Here is a 15939-nt window from a genome sequence, read left to right on the forward strand (position 1 = left end):
AACGGATAAACGTACAGACCGTCTTGGTGCGAGCCCGACGGCATTCTTGCTGGTACGCGCAAAATTTCTTTCATTATAGTTTCGTTCAGCTTTCCGTATGATTGCCCCGGCCGCTTCCTGGACGCGGGATTACCCTAAGGAATCGCGAAAAAACCGGACAAAAAAAAGCCCGCCGAAGCGGGCTTTTTCATTGCGCAATGCTGAGACTTACAGCACCGACTTGAGCAGCTTGCCCATTTCGGAGGGGTTGCGCGTGGTGCGGATGCCGCAGGCTTCCATGACTTCCAGCTTGGCATCGGCCGTGTCGGCGCCGCCGGAGATCAGCGCGCCGGCGTGGCCCATGCGCTTTCCGGGAGGGGCGGTGACGCCAGCGATGAAGCCGACGACCGGCTTCTTCATGTTGTCCTTGGCCCACTGCGCGGCGTTGACTTCGTCCGGACCGCCGATTTCGCCGATCATGATGACGGCGTCGGTGTCGGGATCGTCATTGAACAGCTTGAGCACGTCGACGTGCTTCAGGCCGTTGATGGGATCGCCGCCGATACCGACGGCGCTGGATTGGCCCAGGCCCAGTTCGGTGACTTGCGCCACGGCTTCGTACGTCAGGGTGCCCGAACGGCTGACGATGCCGATGCGGCCCTTGCGGTGGATGTGACCGGGCATGATGCCGATCTTGATTTCGTCCGGGGTGATCAGGCCGGGGCAGTTCGGGCCCAGCAGCAGCGTCTTGCTGCCCTTGGCCTTCATGCGGTTCTTGACTTCGAGCATGTCGCGGACCGGGATGCCTTCGGTGATGCAGATGACCAGTTCCAGTTCGGCTTCGACAGCTTCCCAGATGGCGGCAGCGGCGCCGGCGGGCGGCACGTAGATGACGGACACGGTAGCGCCGGTGTCGGCCTTGGCGTCCTTGACCGACGCGAAGATCGGCACGCCTTCGAAGTCTTCACCCGCCTTCTTGGGGTTCACGCCGGCCACGAAGGCGGCCTTGCCATTGGCGTACTCACGGCACATGCGGGTGTGGAACTGGCCCGTCTTGCCCGTGATGCCCTGGGTGATGACCTTGGTGTCCTTGTTGATCAGAATCGACATTGTGAATCCTTGATTTTCTCTTTACTTGACGGCGGCTACGACGCGGGTGGCAGCTTCGGCCATCGTGTCGGCGCTGATGATGGGCAGACCCGATTCAGCCAGCATCTTCTTGCCGAGCTCTTCGTTGGTGCCCTTCATGCGGACGACCAGCGGCACGTTCAGGTTGACGGCCTTGCAAGCAGCGATCACGCCTTCGGCGATGACGTCGCAGCGCATGATGCCGCCGAAGATGTTGACCAGGATCGCCTTGACGCTCTTGTTGGCCAGCATGATCTTGAAGGCTTCGGTGACCTTCTCGGCCGTGGCGCCGCCGCCGACGTCCAGGAAGTTGGCCGGCTCGCCGCCGAACAGCTTGATGGTGTCCATCGTGGCCATGGCCAGACCGGCGCCGTTCACCAGGCAGCCGATGTTGCCGTCGAGCTGGATGTAGGCCAGGTCGAACTTGCTGGCTTCGATTTCAGCGGGATCTTCTTCGTCCAGGTCGCGGTAGGCGACGATTTCCGGGTGACGGAACAGGGCGTTGGAGTCGAAGTTGAACTTGGCGTCCAGGGCGATGATGTTGCCCTTGCTGTCGCGGTTCAGGGGGTTGATTTCGACCAGGGAGGCGTCGGTGTCCATGTAGCACTTGTAGAGCTTCTGGAACACGTCAACGGCCTGGGCGGTCGAGTCGGCGGGCAGGCCGATCGCATTGGCGATCTTGGTGGCTTGCTCGGCGGACAGGCCGGTCAGCGGGTCGATGTATTCGGTGATGATCTTTTCGGGCGTGGAGTGAGCCACTTCCTCGATGTCCATGCCGCCTTCGCTGGAAGCGATGAAAGCGACATTCTGCGTGGCGCGGTCGGTGACCAGCGACACGTAGTATTCCTTCTGGATGTCGGCGCCGTCTTCGATGTACAGGCGGCGAACCTTCTGGCCTTCGGGGCCGGTCTGATGCGTGATCAGTTGCATGCCCAGGATTTCGGAGGCCAGCTTGCGGACGTCGTCCAGCGAGCGGGCCAGCTTGACGCCGCCGCCCTTGCCGCGGCCACCCGCGTGGATTTGTGCCTTGACGACCCAAACCGGTCCACCCAGCTTTTCAGCGGCAGCCACGGCCTCGTCGACGGAAAGAGCGGGGATCCCGCGCGGCACGGGGACGCCAAATTGCTTCAGCAGTTCCTTGCCTTGATACTCGTGGATTTTCATGTGTTACCTGTCAGGACGTATGAGAAAAAGAAGGTGAATCGGAGGACGACTCGGCCGATGCCTCAGCGCTACCCCCGGTGTACCACTCGGGATAATGCTCAGCCACCACAGGGCCGCCAGTGCTGAGCGCATGGCAGCCGTCCAATTGGAATGGACGCCGGTTCGGGTTGGGTTCCTGCCGCCGGCGGTTGGCCATGGTCTGGACCGCCGCGGTGGGAAGCACCTGCGACAGCTCGGTCATGTGCGTACAGCCTTCCACATGCCCGAACCGCTCTTTGACCTGGCGACGGAACCCCTTGAGCAGGTTCATGCCGATCAGGTCAGTGTACGCCGGCTCGATGGCCTTGCAATGCTCGCCATAAGGCGCCGCGTCATAGACGGCCTGAGCCGCCACGATCGAGAATTCCTCGTCGATGGTGATGCGCAGGTGCATATGGTGGATGGGTTGCCCGGCCTTGAACATCTCGCCGTCGCGCTTGGGAAAATCGTACGCCTTGACGTCGATCAGCTCGGCTTCCAGGTCCCAGTTGCCGTCATCGCGCGCGTACGACTGCACACGTATGGAACGCGTATGCAGCGGCTGACGAGGACAATCTGGCGGTGGCAAGGGCATGCGTGGGGCCTGCGGGGCAGAGACGGCCAGCGCGTAATGGTGCGCGGCAACAAAACCTTCAAAGTATAGCGCAGGCGGCCTGCCGCAATCGTATTAATTGGCCGGGGGATGGCCCGCTATCCCACACGCTGGCCTGAGCGGCGGCGGCGACTCGCGCTGGGCCGGCGCCAGATCTGCCTTGAAATCGCCGTGGGTGGCAGGCAAAAAGCCCGGCGCGCGCGAGGGGGCACGGCCGGGTTGGGGAATGTGCGCCCGGCGCCAGCGCGCCGGGGACGGACCATGGCGTCAGGCCGCGTCGCGCAGCGCGCGGGCTGCCTGGACCATGCCGATCAATGCGGCTTCGGTTTCCGGCCAGGCACGCGTCTTCAGGCCGCAGTCGGGGTTCACCCACAGGCGTTCCTTGGGCAGGCGGGCGGCAGCCTTGTTCATCAGGTCCACCATCCAGTCCACTTCGGGCACGTTGGGCGAATGGATGTCATACACGCCGGGGCCGATGTCGTTCGGGTAACGGAAGTCCTCGAACGCCTTGAGCAGTTCCATGTTGGAGCGCGACGTTTCGATCGTGATCACGTCGGCGTCCATGGCCGCGATGGATTCGATGATGTCGTTGAACTCCGAATAGCACATATGGGTGTGGATCTGCGTCTCGTCGCGCACGCCGGCGGTCGACAGGCGGAAGCAGTCCACGGCCCAGTCGAGGTACGCCTGCCAATCGGCGCGGCGCAGCGGCAGACCTTCGCGGATGGCCGGTTCGTCGATCTGGATGACGTTGATGCCGGCCGCTTCCAGGTCCACCACTTCATCGCGCAGGGCCAGCGCGAGCTGACGGCAGGTCTGCTCGCGAGGCTGGTCATCGCGCACGAACGACCATTGCAGGATGGTGACCGGGCCGGTCAGCATGCCCTTGACCGGCTTGTCCGTCAGCGATTGCGCGTAGGACGACCAGCCGACCGTCATGGGCGCGGGGCGCGCGACGTCGCCGAAGATGATCGGCGGCTTCACGCAACGCGAGCCGTAGCTTTGCACCCAGCCGTTCTTCGTGAACGCGAAGCCGGCGAGCAGCTCGCCGAAATACTCGACCATGTCATTGCGCTCGGGCTCGCCGTGCACCAGCACGTCCAGGCCCACCTTTTCCTGGAAGCGGATGACTTCCTCGATCTCCTTGCGGATGGCGGCCTCGTACGCCGAATCCGTCAGGGCGCCAGCCTTCCAGTCGCGGCGCAACGCGCGGATTTCGGCCGTCTGCGGGAACGAACCGATCGTCGTGGTGGGATAGGCGGGCAGCCCAAGCTGTTCTTGCTGGCGCGCAATGCGGCCGGCGAACGGCGCGCGGTCGCGCGACACGCCCGCGGCGGCGGCCATGCGCTGGGCCACGGCCGGGTTGTGGATGCGTACCGAGGCGCGGCGCGCGGCCAGTGCGGCGCGCTGCCCGGCCAGCCCTTCCTGCACGGTCGAGTCGGTGGCACTGTGGAGCGCTCGGCCCAGCAGGCTCAGCTCGTCCAGCTTCTGGGCGGCAAAGGACAGCCAGCTCTTGAGCTCAGCATCCAGTTCGGTTTCGATTTCCAGGTCGACCGGCACGTGCAGCAGCGAGCACGACGGCGCCAGCCACAGGCGGTCGCCCAACTGGCGCGCGACCGGGGCCAGCGTGGCGATGGCGGCGTCCAGGTCGGTGCGCCAGATGTTGCGGCCGTTGATGACGCCCGCGGACAGCACCTGACCGTCATTCAGGCCGGCCACCACGGCAGCCAGCTGGTCGGGCGCCCGCACCAGATCCACATGCAGACCCGCAACCGGCAGGGCCTGGACCGTCGAGAGATTGTCTTTCAGACCGTCGAAATACGTCGCGGCAAGCAACTTGACCGGGCTGGCAGCCAGCGCGGCGTACACCTGCTTGAACGCATCGCGCCAGGCTTGCGGCAGGTCGAGCGCCAGGATGGGCTCGTCGATCTGCACCCACTCGACACCCAGCTTGGCAAAGCGCGCCAGCACGTCCTGGTAGACCGGCAACAGCGCGGCCAGAAGCTGAAGCTTGCCGGCATCGGCGGCGCCGTCGGCAAAGGCGTCGCCCTTGCCCAGGAACAGCCAGGTCAGCGGACCGGGGATGACCGGCTTTACCTGCAGACCCAGCGCCTGCGCTTCCTTGACCTGCTCGAACAGGGTTTCGCGGGCAATGCGGAAGGTCTGGCCGGGCACCAGTTCGGGGACGATGTAGTGGTAGTTGGTATCGAACCACTTCGTCATCTCGCAGGCGGCGGCGGGCTTGCCGGATGGGGCGCGGCCGCGGCCCATGCGAAAGAGCGTGTCGAGCGACACCGGTTCGTTGTCCTTTTGGCCGAAGCGCGCAGGCACCGCGCCAAGCAGCGTCGTCCATTCCAGGATCTGGTCGTACCAGGCGAAGTCGCCCACCGGCACGAGCTTGACGCCGGCCGCGGCCTGAAGCCGCCAGTGGCGGGCGCGCAGCTCGCGGCCCGTTTCTTCCAGCGCGCCGGCGGTCTGCTTGCCCGCCCAATACGCTTCGACGGCGCGCTTGAGTTCGCGCTGCGCGCCAATGCGCGGGAATCCCAAATTATGAATCGTAGTCATGTGAACACGCCTTTCCACAAAATTTGTTCAAGTGGCGGCTATTTTGACCGCAAAGTTAAATGAATCAAAATCAATGTCTACATTCATAAGATGAAAAACTCTCATAGAATATCGAATCGATCCGGACGCCCACGAGTTGGCGCCCCGGATTGCCCCGTAGATTTGTCTTGTGTGAAGCCGCCTCGATGCTAGAAATCCGCCACCTCGAAACACTGACCGCCATCCGGGATGGCGGCAGCCTCCAGGAAGCTGCTGAACGCCTGCACCTGACGCAGTCCGCGCTGTCGCATCAATTGCGAGACCTGGAGACCCGGCTCGGCACGCCCCTGTTGAATCGCCGCACGCGGCCGGCCCGCCTGACGACTGCTGGCCTGCGCGTGCTGGCGCTGGCCGACGACGTCCTGCCGCGCATCCGCGCCACCGAACGCGACCTGCAACGGCTCGCGGCGGGCCGCACCGGCCGATTGCACCTGGCGATCGACTGCCATTCCTGCTTTCAGTGGCTGATGCCGGCGCTGGACGCCTTTCGGGTGCAATGGCCGGATGTGGCGCTGGACCTGTCTGCGGCATTCTCGTTCGCCCCCTTGCCCGCGCTGGTGCGCGGCGACCTGGACCTGGTCATCACCTCGGACCCGCAGCCGCTGGACGCCGTGGAGTACCTGCCGCTATTCAAATATGAATTGGTGCTGGCCGTGTCCGAATCCAACCCGCTCGCGGGCAGCAAATTCATCGTGCCGGAACAGTTGGCGGACCAGACGCTGATTACCTATCCGGTGGACAAGCAGCGACTGGACGTCTTTACCGCCTTTCTGGACCCGGCGGATGTCGAGCCGGCCGCCATCCGCAAGGCGGAGCTGACGCCGATCATTGCGCAACTCGTCGCCAGCAATCGTGGCGTGGCGGCGCTGCCGAACTGGGCGCTGACGGAATACATGAACCAGGGATGGCTGCGGCTTTGCCGACTGGGGCCGCAAGGAGTGTGGCGCACGCTGTACGCCACGGTGCGCAGCGAGGACACGGACGCCTCGTATATCGACGAATTTTTGACGATCACCCGAGACGTCTGCTTCAAGACGCTGTCGGGCATCAAGTCGGCGAAATGATGGCGGGGTTGCGCAATGGGTGCAGTCAGTCTTCGCCGCCCTCGCCCAGGATGCGCCGGATCACGTCGTGCGCGAAACCCCGGCTGGCCAGAAAGCGCGCCTGCTTTGCGTAGGCCGCACGATCTTCGGGCTTGGCGCTAAAGCGCTTTTTCCAGACTTCAAGCGCCCGGTCGTACTCGGTGGCGCGAAGCTGGTCGCGCAGTTCCGCGACCTGGTTGTCGTCCACGCCGTGCTGGCGCAGTTCCTGCACGATGCGCGCCGCGCCCTGCCGGGAGGCGCGCCGATGAACCAGGCTTTGGGCGAAGCGTTCGGTGGACAGCCAGCCTTCTTTTTCAAGCGTGTCCAGCACGGATTCGACTTCAGAGGCATCTTCGGCGTAAGCAGCCAGCTTGCGCGCCAGTTCTTCGCGCGCGTGCTCGCGCCGCGATAGATACCCCACTGCCCGCATCTTCAGCGACGGCCCCTTGCGCGCCTGCTTGCCGTCGGACGTTGACGCCTCGCCGTCGTTGTCGGCAGCGTCGGCACGCCGGCCGCGTGCGGCGCCGCGCTGATCGGAACTTCGCTGTTCGGAACTGCGGTGCCACAGGCCGGAAGATTCAGCGGCATCGGCCGAATCGTCAGACGCCGCGGTCTCGCGGGCCACCCGCGCATCGGACGTGCGCCGCAAGCCTTGCGGCTTGGCGACCGTTTCGAATTCGTCGTCCAACCTGGCGCGTTGGCGTTCGGCGGACGCGGGAGTCGATTTCCAGCTCATGCGCTTTCCTGCTTGCTAAACAAAACAAAACGGCAGGCCCATGTTGGCGCCTGCCGCAGTTTCCCAGCCCAGCCGGGCCGGCGTTGGGGCTTGCCCGAACCGCGGCGAGCCCTGTCGAATGCCCCGAAATTACTCGGCGGCGTCTTCCGCCGTGGGCACGAATTCAGCGGCGCGGCTGACGATACCCTGGTTTTCGCGGACGCGGTTTTCGATCTCGATGGCCATGTCCTTGTGTTCTTTCAGGTATTCGCGGACGTTGTCCTTGCCCTGGCCGATGCGGTTGCCGTTGTAGCTGTACCAGGCGCCCGACTTGTCGACGACGTTGGCGGCCACGCCGAGGTCGATGATTTCGCCTTCGCGCGAGATACCCGCACCATACATGATGTCGAACTCCGCCTGCTTGAACGGCGGCGCCACTTTGTTCTTGACGACCTTGACGCGGGTTTCGTTGCCGACGACCTCGTCGCCCTTCTTGATGGAGCCGATGCGGCGGATGTCCAGGCGCACGGACGCGTAGAACTTGAGCGCGTTGCCGCCAGTGGTGGTTTCGGGGTTGCCGAACATGACGCCGATCTTCATCCGGATCTGGTTGATGAAGATGACCATGCAGTTGGTCTTCTTGATGGTGGCGGTCAGCTTGCGCAGCGCCTGGCTCATCAGGCGGGCCTGCAGGCCGGGCAGCGAATCGCCCATTTCGCCTTCGATTTCGGCCTTGGGAACCAGGGCGGCCACGGAGTCGACGACGATCAGGTCGACCGAACCCGAGCGCACCAGCGCGTCCGTGATTTCCAGTGCCTGTTCGCCGGTGTCCGGCTGCGAGATCAGCAGGTCGGCCAGGTTGACGCCCAGCTTGGAGGCGTACTGCACGTCCAGAGCGTGTTCCGCGTCGACGAAGGCGCAGGTGCCGCCCACCTTTTGCATTTCAGCGACGACCTGCAGCGTGAGCGTGGTCTTGCCCGACGATTCCGGACCGTAGATTTCAACGACGCGGCCGCGCGGCAAACCGCCGACGCCCAGTGCGATATCCAGACCGAGCGAGCCCGTGGAAACCACCTGAATGTCATGCGAGACCTCGTTGTCGCCGTAGCGCATGATCGAGCCCTTGCCGAACTGCTTTTCGATCTGCGAGAGTGCGGCGGCAAGCGCCTTGGCTTTTTCCGAAGCGGCGGCCTTGGTGGTTTTGTCGTCCATGAGGAGTCCTGTCTGTAACGTATCTGGAAGTCGGAAAACTGCGGGTCTGGCAATGAGGATCAGATTATGGCATCGGATTGTACTGGACAAATAACCAGTGTGCCAGTTCTTTGCACGTATACCCTGAGTGGCAAGCCCGGCGGCGTATGACAGAATCCGGAGCGATCCCGGTATTTTGCCCTTTTTCCGCCCCCGGGCCGGTGTGTTTCTTCCTAGCAGCAGCCCATGCGTATCCTGATTGCCGAAGACGACAGCATCCTGGCCGACGGCCTGTCCCGCTCGTTGCGCCACAACGGCTATGCCGTGGATGCCGTGCGCGACGGGCTTTCCGCCGATTCCGCGCTGGCCGCCCAGGCTTTCGACCTACTCATCCTGGATCTCGGCCTGCCGCAACTGGCCGGCCTGGAAGTGCTGCGCCGCCTGCGTGCCCGCAATTCCGCCCTGCCCGTTCTCATCCTGACCGCCGCCGACAGCATCGAACAGCGCGTCAAGGGCCTGGACCTGGGCGCCGACGACTACATGGCCAAGCCCTTCGCGCTGTCCGAACTCGAAGCCCGAGTGCGGGCGCTGACGCGGCGCGGCGCGGGCGGCGGCGCCACGATGCTCAAGCACGGCAAGCTGCTGTTTGACCAGACCGGCCGCGTCGCCATCGTCGACGACCAGACGCTGGATCTGTCGGCCCGCGAAGTCAGCCTGCTCGAGATCCTGCTGACCCGCAGCGGACGCATGGTCAGCAAGACCCAACTCGTGGATCACCTGTGCGAATGGGGCGAGGAAGTCAGCACCAACGCCATCGAGGTCTACGTGCATCGCCTGCGCAAAAAGCTGGAGCCCAGCGGCGTGAAGATCGTCACCGTGCGTGGCCTGGGCTACTGTCTTGAGCGGGACCAGGGTGCGGCGTACCTCGCAAGCTGAGCCCTCCCCAGAGCCGCTCAACCAGGAAGCCCTGGACATCATGCAAGCCGGGTCCAAGGGCCCGAGCTTCGCGCCGCCCCAGCGCTCGCTGCTGGGCGAGATTCTGGACTGGATGCTGGCGCCGCTGTTCCTGCTGTGGCCCATGAGCGTCGCCATCACCTACGTGGTGGCGCAGAACATCGCCAACGTGCCTTACGACCGGGCGCTGGCCAACAACCTGCATGTGCTGACGCGTCAGGTCCACGCGCAGGATGGCCGCGCGGTGCTGAAGATGACCGATGCCGCGCGCGACGTGCTGCGCGCCGACGAAACCGACAGCGTGTTCTGGCTGGCGCTGGGCAGCCGCGGCGAGTACCTGGGCGGCGACCGCGCGCTGCCACTGCCCGCCACGGTGGGCCAGCCCCGCCCCGGCGAGGTCCAGTACGAGGACGACACGCTGCGGGGCTTCGGTATCCGGCTGGCCTTCACCTGGGTGGATCTGCACCTGCCCGGCACGCAGCCGGCGCTGTTCATCGTGGCCGAGACCGTGGAAAAGCGCACGCAGCTCGCCAACGACATCATCAAGGGCGTGATCATTCCGCAGTTCGTGGTGCTGCCCATCGCCGTGCTGCTCGTCTGGTTCGGCCTGTCGCGCGGCGTGGCGCCCTTGAATGCGCTGCAGCAGCGGCTGCGCGCGCGGCGGCCCGACGACCTCTCTCCCATCGACGAGCGCGCCGCGCCGTCCGAAATCGCGCCGCTGGTCGCGGCCATGAACGACCTGCTGGACCGCCTGTCCGCCAACGTGCAGGCGCAGCGCCGGTTCGTGGCCGATGCCGCGCACCAGTTGAAGACCCCGCTGGCCGGGTTGCGCACACAGGCCGAACTGGCGCTGCGCGACGCCAGTCCCGAGGAAATGCAATCCAGCCTGCGCCAGCTCGTGACTGGTTCTGAGCGCGCGACGCGGCTCGTCAACCAGTTGCTGCTCCTGGCCCGCGCCGAGAACCCCAGCGCCATCGGGCTGACGCGCACGGACATCAACGCGATCGCGTACGAGCAGACCATGCACTGGGTGCCGTTGGCGCTGTCGCTCAGCACGGATTTGGGTTTTGAAGGGTCGGATACGCCCGTCGAGATCAACGGCAATCCCCTGCTGCTGGCCGAATTGCTGAACAACCTGGTCGACAACGCGCTGCGCTACACCCCGCGCGGCGGCCACATCACCGTGCGCGTGTTGCAGGCGGACGGCCAGGGCGTGCTGGAAGTCGAGGACTCGGGACCAGGCATTGCGCCCGAGGAGCGCGAACGTGTGTTCGACCGCTTCTACCGCGTGCTCGGCACGACGTCCGATGGCAGCGGACTGGGCCTGGCCATCGTGCGCGAAATCACACAGAAGCATCAGGCAAGCGTCGAGATCGGCGACCATCCCACCGAACACTCCAGCCTGCCCGGCACGCGCATCCGCGTCGTTTTTCCCCTCTATACGCCTGCGCCAGAGGCATCGGACAGCTAAGGACTATCCCTAGCACTCCCCTGTGAAATTACTATTTGTTTCAATTTTAAGATTCGAGTAAGGGTCACGTCAGAACCTCGTCAGCCTCGGCCCCCAATGTGGCGATAGCTCGATGTCGGTCTCGCCGGCGGAGGGTCAAGCACGGCGGAAAACCGCCGGCCTAAAAACGAGGAGACATCATGAGCACAACTACCATGGCAGGCCGCGGTCCATCCGCGGATCCGCGTCCGATGACCAAGGAGGAGCGCAAGGTCATCTTCGCGTCTTCACTCGGCACGGTGTTCGAGTGGTATGACTTTTACCTGTACGGCTCGCTCGCAGCCATCATTGCCCAACACTTTTTCTCCGGCGTGAACCCGACCGCGGGCTTCATCTTCGCGCTGCTGGCCTTCGCGGCCGGTTTCGCGGTGCGGCCGTTCGGCGCGCTGGTGTTCGGCCGTCTGGGTGACCTGGTCGGACGCAAATACACCTTCCTGGTCACGATCGTGATCATGGGCCTGTCCACGTTCCTCGTCGGCATCCTGCCCAGCTACGCCAGCATCGGCCTGGCCGCACCCGCCATCCTGATCGTCCTGCGCCTCTTGCAAGGCCTGGCGCTGGGCGGCGAATACGGCGGCGCGGCGACCTACGTTGCCGAACACGCCCCGCACGGCCGCCGCGGCTTCTACACGTCCTGGATTCAAACCACCGCGACGCTGGGCCTGTTCCTGTCGCTGCTGGTCATCCTCGGCATCCGCACGTTCATGGGTGAAGACGAGTTCAAGGCCTGGGGCTGGCGCATTCCGTTCCTGATCTCGGTGGTGCTGCTTGGCATCTCCGTGTGGATCCGCCTGCAACTGAACGAATCCCCCACCTTCAAGCGCATGAAGGAAGAAGGCAAGGGTTCGAAGGCGCCGATCGCCGAATCGTTCGGCCAATGGAAGAACCTGAAGGTCGTGATCCTGGCGCTCCTGGGCCTGACCGCCGGCCAAGCCGTCGTCTGGTACACGGGTCAGTTCTACGCCCTGTTCTTCCTGACGCAAACACTGAAGGTCGACGCCAACACCGCAAACATCCTGATCGCCATTGCGCTGCTGCTGGGCACGCCATTCTTCGTGATCTTCGGCGCACTGTCGGACAAGATCGGCCGCAAGCCCATCATCATGGCGGGCTGCCTGATTGCCGCGGCGACCTACTTCCCGATCTTCCAGGGCCTCACGCACTTCGCCAACCCGGCGCTTGAAAAGGCGCAAGCCACCGCCCCGGTCACGGTGATCGCGGATCCGAGCACGTGCTCGTTCCAGTTCAACCCCGTGGGCACGGCGTCGTTCACCAGCTCTTGCGACGTGATCAAGTCGTTCATGGCCCGCAACTCGGTGAACTACCGCAACGAAGCCGCCCCGGCGGGTTCGATGGCCCGCGTCAAGATCGGCAATGAAGAGTTCGCCTCGTTCGACGGTCGCTCGCTGGCGCCCGCCGAGTTCAAGGCCAAGGTCGCTGAACTCGACAAGACGCTGACCGCCTCCATCCGCAGCCACGGCTACCCGGCCAAGGCTGATCCGGCCCAAACCAACACCGTGATGGTCGTGGTGCTGCTGACGATCCTGGTGCTGTACGTGACCATGGTCTACGGCCCGATTGCCGCCATGCTGGTCGAAATGTTCCCGACGCGCATCCGCTACACGTCGATGAGCCTGCCGTACCACATCGGCAACGGCTGGTTCGGCGGCTTCCTGCCTCCCGTCGCGTTCGCGGTGGTGGCAGCCACCGGCAACATCTACGACGGCCTGTGGTATCCGATCATCATCGCGGTGATGACCCTGGTCATCGGCACGCTGTTCGTGCGCGAATCCAAGGACAACGACATCAACGCTTGATAGACCATCCCCCGCCGGGCGGGACTGCTGCGCCTGCCCGGCCTTTCAAAAGCTCCTTATTGGAGCTTTTTTTTTATTCGCACTTTCAGGACCATGTCAGACCGGCGCCAGTAGACTGAGCGCTCAGATTACGGCCTTGCGCAAGATTGCCTGACGATTGATCCCCCTGTCAGACGATTGCAGGGCTGCTCTTCTGACACCGATGCCGCGTTCCCCGCGAGCCTTTTATGACGCGGCATTGTGTGCTCCCGTACCGGCCCGACTCTTTATTGAGCCGGGCCGCTTTTTTTTCGGCCACGGATGCTGCGGCCACGCCTGCAAAGAAAAAGGGCGGCCGCAATGCCACCGCCCTCTTCATGCAGCGCGCCGGCCTTGCGGCCGGCTGCGATCAACGACGCATGCCCACGCCGATCGCGACCACGCCCGCCACGATCGCGGCAATGCCTGCCCACGTCGGGATGGGAACCGACTTCTCGGTTTCCGCGGTGGCCTTCACGGATCCGATCTGCAGGACCGTTTCCTCGGACTTGTAGCTAAAGCCCTTGTAGGCCAAGGCAACCACGCCCAGGACAATCAGGATCGCGCCAATGATTTTCATGTATTTACTCCAATCTCACGTTGGTGCGCGGGACATTACCGGATAGGCCGATCGCTGTCAGTGACAGAACGTGTCGCCTGTTGCCGGGGCACTCAGCCCCTTCGGCAAAGCCGCCGCGTCGTATAGAATCAACCCTTTTGGCCGACGCTCATGTGGTTCAAGAATCTCAAGATTTACCGCCTCTCTTCGCCCTGGACCCTGACCGGCGATCAGCTTGAAGACACGCTGGCGAAGCATGCCTACCAGTCTGGCAACAACCTCGAAATGCAGAGCCTGGGCTGGGTGCCCCCGCGCGAGAACGGCGGTCTGGCCCACGAAGTCAATGGCCAGATCCTGCTCAGCCTGCGCGCCGAAAAGAAGCTTTTGCCGGGCACCGTGATCAACCAGGTCGCCAAGGCACGCGCCCAGGAAATCGAAGAGCAGCAAGGCTACAAGCCGGGCCGCAAGCAGATGAAGGAAATCAAGGAGCGCGTCACCGACGAGCTTCTGCCGCGCGCCTTCAGCGTTTATCGCGACACGCGCGTCTGGATCGACCCGAAGAACAACTGGCTCGTCATTGACGCGGCCGCTTCGGCCAAGGCCGACGAAGTCATCGGCCTGCTTGCCAAGTGCGTCGATCCCTTCCCGCTGGAAAACCTGTACGTCGCCCAGTCGCCCGCCTCTGCCATGACCGGCTGGCTGGCCGAGGACGAAGCGCCCAGCAACTTCACCATCGACCAGGACACCGAACTGCGCTCGTCCGGCGAAAGCGGCGCGGCGATCCGCTACGTGAAGCACTCCATTGACGCCGACGACGTGCGCCGCCACATCCAGTCCGGCAAGCAGTGCACCCGCCTGGCCATGACCTGGGCCGACCGCGTGTCGTTCGTCCTGACCGAAGGCCTGGACGTCAAACGCGTGGCGCCCCTGGACGTGCTGAAGGAAGGCAACGAAGGCGTCGCCGCGAACGACGACGAGAAGTTCGACTCCGACATGATGCTGATGACCGGGGAACTGGCCAAGATGATGGCCGAGCTGGTCGAGGCGCTGGGCGGCGAAAAGAAGATCTAAGCCTTCTTTTGCGCATCCACAGCAAGGGCCGCCCTTTCGGAGCGGCCCTTTTTCATGCCTCGACGCTGCGGTCGCGGCCGGCCTGTTTGGCCTTGTACAGCGCCTTGTCGGCGCGATCGATCAGGTACGCATAGTCGGGATGGCCATCGAACGTTGCGACGCCAATGCTGGCTGTCACTTGCAGCGCGCCGGATTCGGCCATCATGAAGCGGTGCCGGCGGATCTCGGCGTTGAGCTTTTCAGCCGCGGCCAGCGCGGCGCCGGGTCCCGTGTCCACCAGCACGACCAGAAACTCCTCGCCGCCATAACGGAACACGAAGTCGCTGGATCGACAGGTCTGGTGAACCACTTCAGCGAACTGGCGCAGGATCTGGTCGCCGCCGGCGTGGCCATGCGCATCGTTGATGGCCTTGAAGTGATCGATGTCCAGCAGCAGCACCGAAAAGCTCGACCGCTGACGCTGGGCCAGTGCGATCTCGCGGCCGATGACGGACGGCAGGAAACGGCGGTTCAGCACGTTGGTAAGCGGATCGCTACCGCTTTCAATCTCGGCCACCATGTCGAACAGGCCGTTGAGCAAATGCTTGATGCGCGCCACCAGCTCCTGCAGCTCCCGGACCTGATCAGGCAGCGATTCGTGTTCGTGACCGCCCCCCTGCATCATGCGCGGCAGCACCGTGTCATCCAGACGCGCCACGGCCTCCGTGATCTGGCGCAGCGCCGGCGCGCTTTCAAAGAGCACCGCGCCCTTGTGCTGCAGCCACAGGCCGAATTCCGACGCGGCAAGGCGCGGCAGCGCCTGCTCCGGCGTCCGGTAATGCAGGCCGATCAGCACAGCCTGGCTCCACTCGAGCAACGCGGCCCGCTGGCGCTCGCGCTCGGTCGAGATGTTCTGCCCCAACGCGAAGAGGCGATAAGCCTCGTCGTTGCGCGCGCCACGGTTGATATCGCGCATGAATGCGCGGCTCATCTGCTCGATCGCCAGATCGAACAGGTTGCACACGTATTGCGTGGCCACCGACACCGCCATGCCATCCAGACCGCTCGCGCGCAGGCGCTGCGCGATCTCGTTCTTCAGGATGCGGGCGCCGGCCATCACCAGATGAATCGGAATGTGGACGCGTGCGTGGACCTCGCCGACCTTTTTCTGCGTGGCCAGCAGCACGTCGATATCGCCTTGGTCGCGCACGCAGAGCAGGCCCTTCAGCCAGTGCGTCATGCCGCGATGCAAGCGGGTCGACACGATTTCATGCGAGAGCCGCGGGCCGGCCTCGGCATCGGCGAGCAAGGTCGAATAGAAGGCGTCCACCAGTTGCGTGGCATGGTCGGACACCACCGCCGCACCCTGGCCGCGCGTATCGGCGTCCACCGATTGATAGACCGCTTCCCAGGCCTGCGCATTGGATGCGCTCAGGTAGCAATCGTGGCCGCTGGCCGTGTGTGCGGTGGCCGCAGGAGGAACACCGGTACTGCTCGAAGACATAAGCTCATCCGCCCAAGAACGGCGTGCGCGCCT

At 64.2% G+C, this 15939-nt stretch carries 13 protein-coding genes; 5 read left to right on the forward strand and 8 right to left on the reverse strand.

The genetic code is table 11. The annotated features are described in order from the left end of the window. Positions 1 to 207 precede the first annotated feature (207 nt). The 4 genes from sucD to metE all read right to left on the reverse strand — a co-directional run bounded on the left by sucD (position 208) and on the right by metE (position 5467). Positions 208 to 1089 carry a succinate--CoA ligase subunit alpha gene (gene sucD, locus ASD71_RS28040; RefSeq protein ID WP_056567350.1) on the reverse strand — a complete coding sequence of 294 codons (882 nt, stop codon included), beginning with the start codon at positions 1087 to 1089 and terminating at the stop codon, positions 208 to 210. A 21-nt stretch (positions 1090 to 1110) separates the two neighbouring features. Further along, complete coding sequence (sucC, locus tag ASD71_RS28045; RefSeq protein ID WP_056567354.1) at positions 1111 to 2271, reverse strand: ADP-forming succinate--CoA ligase subunit beta; 1161 nt, start codon at positions 2269 to 2271, stop codon at positions 1111 to 1113. A gap of 10 nt (positions 2272 to 2281) precedes the next feature. Then, a complete protein-coding gene (locus ASD71_RS17325) occupies positions 2282 to 2884 on the reverse strand; it encodes a DUF2889 domain-containing protein (RefSeq protein WP_056322544.1) in 603 nt (200 codons plus the stop codon). Positions 2885 to 3169: 285 nt separating this feature from the next. After that, positions 3170 to 5467: a 5-methyltetrahydropteroyltriglutamate--homocysteine S-methyltransferase gene (metE, locus tag ASD71_RS17330; RefSeq protein ID WP_056567357.1), complete on the reverse strand. Its 2298-nt coding sequence runs from the start codon at positions 5465 to 5467 to the stop codon at positions 3170 to 3172. A 185-nt stretch (positions 5468 to 5652) separates the two neighbouring features. On the opposite strand from metE, the gene ASD71_RS17335 reads away from it, so the two are divergent. Continuing rightward, positions 5653 to 6570 carry a LysR family transcriptional regulator gene (locus tag ASD71_RS17335; RefSeq protein ID WP_056567360.1) on the forward strand — a complete coding sequence of 306 codons (918 nt, stop codon included), beginning with the start codon at positions 5653 to 5655 and terminating at the stop codon, positions 6568 to 6570. Between the two features lie 25 nt (positions 6571 to 6595). Here ASD71_RS17335 and recX read toward each other — a convergent pair whose 3' ends face one another. Then, a complete protein-coding gene (gene recX, locus ASD71_RS17340; RefSeq protein WP_082578985.1) occupies positions 6596 to 7324 on the reverse strand; it encodes a recombination regulator RecX in 729 nt (242 codons plus the stop codon). 129 nt (positions 7325 to 7453) lie between these two features. Further along, positions 7454 to 8515, reverse strand: coding sequence for a recombinase RecA (gene recA / locus ASD71_RS17345; RefSeq protein WP_056567362.1), 1062 nt, complete (start codon positions 8513 to 8515; stop codon positions 7454 to 7456). 225 nt (positions 8516 to 8740) lie between these two features. On the opposite strand from recA, the gene ASD71_RS17350 reads away from it, so the two are divergent. The 3 genes from ASD71_RS17350 to ASD71_RS17360 all read left to right on the forward strand — a co-directional run bounded on the left by ASD71_RS17350 (position 8741) and on the right by ASD71_RS17360 (position 12775). Then, complete coding sequence (locus ASD71_RS17350; RefSeq protein ID WP_056567365.1) at positions 8741 to 9430, forward strand: response regulator transcription factor; 690 nt, start codon at positions 8741 to 8743, stop codon at positions 9428 to 9430. A gap of 112 nt (positions 9431 to 9542) precedes the next feature. Then, positions 9543 to 10919: a sensor histidine kinase gene (locus tag ASD71_RS17355; RefSeq protein ID WP_156395245.1), complete on the forward strand. Its 1377-nt coding sequence runs from the start codon at positions 9543 to 9545 to the stop codon at positions 10917 to 10919. A gap of 194 nt (positions 10920 to 11113) precedes the next feature. After that, positions 11114 to 12775 carry an MFS transporter gene (locus ASD71_RS17360; protein WP_056567371.1) on the forward strand — a complete coding sequence of 554 codons (1662 nt, stop codon included), beginning with the start codon at positions 11114 to 11116 and terminating at the stop codon, positions 12773 to 12775. A 388-nt stretch (positions 12776 to 13163) separates the two neighbouring features. Here ASD71_RS17360 and ASD71_RS17365 read toward each other — a convergent pair whose 3' ends face one another. After that, a complete protein-coding gene (locus ASD71_RS17365; protein ID WP_056322527.1) occupies positions 13164 to 13373 on the reverse strand; it encodes a hypothetical protein in 210 nt (69 codons plus the stop codon). A 150-nt stretch (positions 13374 to 13523) separates the two neighbouring features. Between ASD71_RS17365 and ASD71_RS17370 the strand changes: the two genes are divergently transcribed. Next, positions 13524 to 14423 carry a recombination-associated protein RdgC gene (locus tag ASD71_RS17370; protein WP_056567374.1) on the forward strand — a complete coding sequence of 300 codons (900 nt, stop codon included), beginning with the start codon at positions 13524 to 13526 and terminating at the stop codon, positions 14421 to 14423. Between the two features lie 52 nt (positions 14424 to 14475). Here ASD71_RS17370 and ASD71_RS17375 read toward each other — a convergent pair whose 3' ends face one another. Then, entirely contained in the window at positions 14476 to 15906 is a 1431-nt protein-coding gene (locus ASD71_RS17375) for a diguanylate cyclase (RefSeq protein ID WP_056567377.1), read from the reverse strand. Between the last annotated feature and the right edge of the window lie 33 nt (positions 15907 to 15939).

Source organism: Achromobacter sp. Root565, from assembly GCF_001427425.1.
Taxonomy (GTDB): Bacteria; Pseudomonadota; Gammaproteobacteria; order Burkholderiales; family Burkholderiaceae_B; genus Achromobacter; species Achromobacter spanius_D.

Bases quoted from the DNA above. Each gene is read 5' to 3' on its own strand.
- sucD (WP_056567350.1), bottom strand. From the start codon at position 1,089: ATGTCGATTCTGATCAACAAGGACACCAAGGTCATCACCCAGGGCATC.
- sucC (WP_056567354.1), bottom strand. From the start codon at position 2,271: ATGAAAATCCACGAGTATCAAGGCAAGGAACTGCTGAAGCAATTTGGC.
- ASD71_RS17325 (WP_056322544.1), bottom strand. From the start codon at position 2,884: ATGCCCTTGCCACCGCCAGATTGTCCTCGTCAGCCGCTGCATACGCGT.
- metE (WP_056567357.1), bottom strand. From the start codon at position 5,467: ATGACTACGATTCATAATTTGGGATTCCCGCGCATTGGCGCGCAGCGC.
- ASD71_RS17335 (WP_056567360.1), top strand. From the start codon at position 5,653: ATGCTAGAAATCCGCCACCTCGAAACACTGACCGCCATCCGGGATGGC.
- recX (WP_082578985.1), bottom strand. From the start codon at position 7,324: ATGAGCTGGAAATCGACTCCCGCGTCCGCCGAACGCCAACGCGCCAGG.
- recA (WP_056567362.1), bottom strand. From the start codon at position 8,515: ATGGACGACAAAACCACCAAGGCCGCCGCTTCGGAAAAAGCCAAGGCG.
- ASD71_RS17350 (WP_056567365.1), top strand. From the start codon at position 8,741: ATGCGTATCCTGATTGCCGAAGACGACAGCATCCTGGCCGACGGCCTG.
- ASD71_RS17355 (WP_156395245.1), top strand. From the start codon at position 9,543: ATGCTGGCGCCGCTGTTCCTGCTGTGGCCCATGAGCGTCGCCATCACC.
- ASD71_RS17360 (WP_056567371.1), top strand. From the start codon at position 11,114: ATGGCAGGCCGCGGTCCATCCGCGGATCCGCGTCCGATGACCAAGGAG.
- ASD71_RS17365 (WP_056322527.1), bottom strand. From the start codon at position 13,373: ATGAAAATCATTGGCGCGATCCTGATTGTCCTGGGCGTGGTTGCCTTG.
- ASD71_RS17370 (WP_056567374.1), top strand. From the start codon at position 13,524: ATGTGGTTCAAGAATCTCAAGATTTACCGCCTCTCTTCGCCCTGGACC.
- ASD71_RS17375 (WP_056567377.1), bottom strand. From the start codon at position 15,906: ATGTCTTCGAGCAGTACCGGTGTTCCTCCTGCGGCCACCGCACACACG.